The organism is Sodalis sp. (in: enterobacteria), from assembly GCF_047607725.1.
Classification (GTDB): Bacteria; Pseudomonadota; Gammaproteobacteria; order Enterobacterales; family Enterobacteriaceae; genus JBLKSS01.
The window spans coordinates 1-3,645 of the sequence record NZ_JBLKSS010000249.1 but is presented as its reverse complement, the minus strand read 5'-3'; the positions used below and the strand labels follow the sequence as shown (position 1 = coordinate 3,645).

General features: G+C 54.7%; 4 protein-coding genes and 2 pseudogenes. 3 read left to right on the top strand and 3 right to left on the bottom strand.

Annotated features, from left to right (window positions below):
- From ACMX3H_RS17700 to glk, 3 genes are all read left to right on the top strand, one after another.
- The coding region (locus ACMX3H_RS17700) for an IS66 family transposase (protein WP_415211740.1) at window positions 1-352 on the top strand (352 nt) is incomplete at its 5' end.
- Entirely contained in the window at window positions 349-720 is a 372-nt protein-coding gene (locus ACMX3H_RS17695) for an aspartate/glutamate racemase family protein (protein WP_415211741.1), read from the top strand. The genes ACMX3H_RS17700 and ACMX3H_RS17695, both read left to right, overlap by 4 nt.
- A gap of 166 nt (window positions 721-886) precedes the next feature.
- The gene (glk, locus tag ACMX3H_RS17690; RefSeq protein ID WP_415211739.1) at window positions 887-1,852 is read left to right on the top strand and encodes a glucokinase; all 966 of its coding nucleotides are present in this window, start codon (window positions 887-889) and stop codon (window positions 1,850-1,852) included.
- A gap of 247 nt (window positions 1,853-2,099) precedes the next feature.
- On the opposite strand, the gene ACMX3H_RS17685 is transcribed toward glk, so the two are convergent.
- The 3 genes and pseudogenes from ACMX3H_RS17685 to ACMX3H_RS17675 all read right to left on the bottom strand — a co-directional run.
- Window positions 2,100-2,828 (bottom strand): LytR/AlgR family response regulator transcription factor, encoded by a 729-nt coding sequence (locus ACMX3H_RS17685; protein WP_415211738.1) that lies wholly within the window; start codon window positions 2,826-2,828, stop codon window positions 2,100-2,102.
- 37 nt (window positions 2,829-2,865) lie between these two features.
- Window positions 2,866-3,371, bottom strand: a pseudogene (locus tag ACMX3H_RS17680) (sensor histidine kinase); the annotation flags it as partial.
- A 71-nt stretch (window positions 3,372-3,442) separates the two neighbouring features.
- A pseudogene (locus tag ACMX3H_RS17675) lies at window positions 3,443-3,645 on the bottom strand (sensor histidine kinase); the annotation flags it as partial.

Here is a 3,645-nt window from a genome sequence, read left to right as displayed (position 1 = left end):
AAAACTCACCACGCTGTCGCGCCAGGCCGATACGGCAAAGGCGTTCAACTACCTGATGAACCACTGGCGGGCGTTGTGCTACTACACCGGCGATGGCTGGGCGGAGATCGACAATAATATCGCTGAAAACGCGCTGCGGGTAATAAGCCTGGGTCGCAAGAACTATCTGTTCTTCGGTTCGGATAGCGGCGGCGACCGGGCGGCGCTGATGTATACGCTGCTCGGCAGTTGCAAACTGAACGGCGTGGAGCCGGAAGCGTATCTGCGCCATGTGCTGGCGATTATCGTGGATCATCCCATCAACAAAATCAAAGAGCTCCTGCCGTGGAACCTCACCATCCCTGCTGAATAACTGTCAATACGGCGCTGGGCGTACGCTTACGTTTACTCGGAACCCGCTTTACCATGGAGGAGGCGTTTTATCGTGACCAGCTGTCGGCGCCCCACGGGCTGGAGGTGGTGGTTCCGGGGGCTGACGAGCGTCAGCGGGTGCATGACATCATTTTTACAGAACTGTGTTTGGGAATATTACGTGACGACTCCCGGCGGGCGCTCAGTCAGATTATCGCCGGATTGCAGTTCGAGGGGGTGGAAGGGATAGTGCTGGGATGCACGGAAATCGGCTTGCTGCTCAGCCAGGATCAGGTCTCGGTGCCGCTGTTCGACACCACGGCGATCCACGCGGCGGTGGCGGTGGCGGTGGAATTTGCCCTTGGCTAAAGGGACGGCCGGCGGCGGAGCGCCCATTGCCGTCATTCCTAAATGGTTATCTCGATTATAGAAATTAAAAATATAAATTTTAATATTCTATTATTTGGAATTATTTAAGCTTGTCGTCCGGCGGACGCCTCGCTGCAAGCAATTGAGTAAGTGGAGCCTGAAACGAATGACAAATTATGTCCTGGTCGGCGATGTTGGCGGAACCAATGCCCGGCTGGCGCTGTGCTATGTGGATACGGGAGAGATCTCCCACATCCATACCTATTCCGGCGATGATTACGACACCCTGGAACGGGTTATCCGCCATTATTTGACCGGCCAAAAAGTCGCGGTCAAAGAGGCCTGTATCGCTATCGCCTGCCCTATTACCGACGATTGGGTTGAAATGACCAATCATTCCTGGGCGTTCTCCATTAAAGCGATGAAGGCTAGCCTGGAGTTGGAACAGCTCGAAATTATCAATGATTTTACCGCGGTATCGATGGCTATTCCGATGCTGACCGAAAAAGACGTCATTCAGTTCGGCGGCGGCAAATCCATTGCCAGCAAGCCGATTGCGATTTACGGCGCCGGCACGGGGTTGGGCGTCAGCCATTTGATCCAGGCGGAGAAGCGCTGGATTAGCCTGCCGGGCGAGGGCGGCCATGTAGATTTCGCGCCTAACAGTGAAGAAGAGGACAATATTCTGTCGGTGCTGCGCGCGGAGTTGGGGCCCGTTTCTGCGGAGCGGGTACTGTCCGGCCCGGGCCTGGTGAATTTGTACCGCGCTATCGTTAAGGCCGATGGACGCTTGCCGGAGAATCTGTTGCCCAAGCAGGTGACAGAGCAGGCGCTGGCCGACAGCTGTATCGACAGCCGCCGCGCGCTATCGCTGTTCTGCGTTCTGATGGGCCGCTTCGGCGGCAACCTGGCATTAAATATGGGCACCTTCGGCGGCGTATATATCACCGGCGGCATCGGGCCGCGCTTTTTGGATTTCTTCCGCGCCTCCGGTTTCCGCGCGGCATTTGAAGATAAAGGGCGTTTTAAAGATTATCTGCTGGATATTCCGGTGTACTTAATCCGCCATGAGCAGCCCGGATTGCTCGGCGCCGGCGCCCATATGCGTCAGCTGATGGGCCATCAGCTTTAAAACGCGCGCCGCCCGTGCGCGCCACGGGCGGTAACCACCTTCCCAAAGGCGTTTTCAACGTCCGAGGCGCAAGCCGGCGTCCCACGCCGCGTTGGGCACCACGGATGGCGTAAAATTTACCTCGTACGTTTTCCATGCCAAGAGCGCAGGCCGCCGTTCCGCGCCTTGGGCATCAGGGGGGATTGACCGTCACGCCTGGCTATCCTTTGGCCTTTGCATGTCATGGCCGGCGCTGTGCTGGCCGATGTCAGAGCCCCATCATCAGGCGAAAGGCTTTCACCTTACCGCGGCTGACCGGCACCTCAAAATCTAAATCGTTTAGGCGCAGCAGGTAGGTATTATTAAACCAGGGCACAATTTCGCGGATCTTATCTCTGTTGACGGCATAAGAGCGGTGGCAGCGGAAAAATACGTCTTCCTGCAAACGGGCGCAAAATTCCGTTATCGCCATCGGCATGGTGTAGACTTCGCGGCGGGTATAAACCCGCGTGACCTTTTCCTGCGCGACGGCATAATAGAGATTGTTAATGTCGGTGACGATAATGCGTTCATCTTTGATAAGATTAACGGTATGGTTGCTGCGGGCGCCGGGAGTACTGAGCGCATCCTGGGTAAGGGGCCGGTTGGCCTCCAGCTTTTGCAGCATGGTGACGATACGCTGCTCGTGGTAGGGCTTGAGGATGTAATCAAACGCCTCTAGCTCAAAGGCTTCCACCGCATGTTCTTTGTAAGCGGTAATAAAAATAATCGCCGGTTTGCGGCTGAATTTACTGATGCTCTGGGCTAATAAAACACCGTCCAGAGACGGTATATTGATATCCAGAAACACTACATCCACCTCGTGAGTTTGCAAATAGCGCAACACGTCCAACCCATCGTCAAAGGTGGCGACGATGTCCAGGTGGCTGTGTTTTTCCACCAAATAGCGCAACTCTTCCTGAGCCAGAAATTCGTCTTCAACAATAATGGCTTTCATTCTGTCTCGCTTGTCAACCGCGGAAAATAGTCATACGTCAGGCAGCCTGCTTGCGGCCGGCGGCGGTCAAATAAAACCAAATCTCAGTGCCGGGCTCCCGGCGACGGATGTGTAATCCTTCTCCGTAGAGCAACGCGACCCGCTGATGCACATTGAGCAACCCGATGCGCCGCGACGGCTGTTCGTTGCGCCGCACCTGCTCAATCACCACTTCGCTGATGCCGCTGCCGGTATCGGTGACGGAAATGCGAATGCGCTACTGCTCGGCTTTGATGGCAATCACCACCACGCCTTGACCGCGGCAGGGCTGAATACCGTGTACGATGGCGTTCTCCACCAGTGGATGAATGAGTAGACTGGGAAGGGTGAAGGACAATTCTTCATCAATATCGTAGATGACGGTAAGTTTACTGCCGAAGCGCGCCTGCTCAATCGCAATATAATCCTGGATTTGATAGAGCTCCTTTTGATATCGATGTGTTCGTCGTTCAATTCCAGCTTGTAGCGTAAATAGCGGGACAAATTGATGATCARMWNGNGWGCKSTATNCRRMTYCASGMTKATMKANGAKSRGAWGNGCGTNNTNTWGGGMNANWTKRWGASRRAWTGYGKRTWWATYKKACTTTGCAGCGTGCGCAGCTCAGCGCGGTCGGCTATTTCCCGCAATTGCTCTATGCGCGACACCTCTATTTGCGTAGAGATGATTTGTGACAGACCTACCGCCATCACCTTAAGCGAATAGGTAATCTGATGGGCGTGACAGTAATAAATTTTCAGCGAGCCGGTGACAACGCCTTTTTCCCACAGCGGGATGATA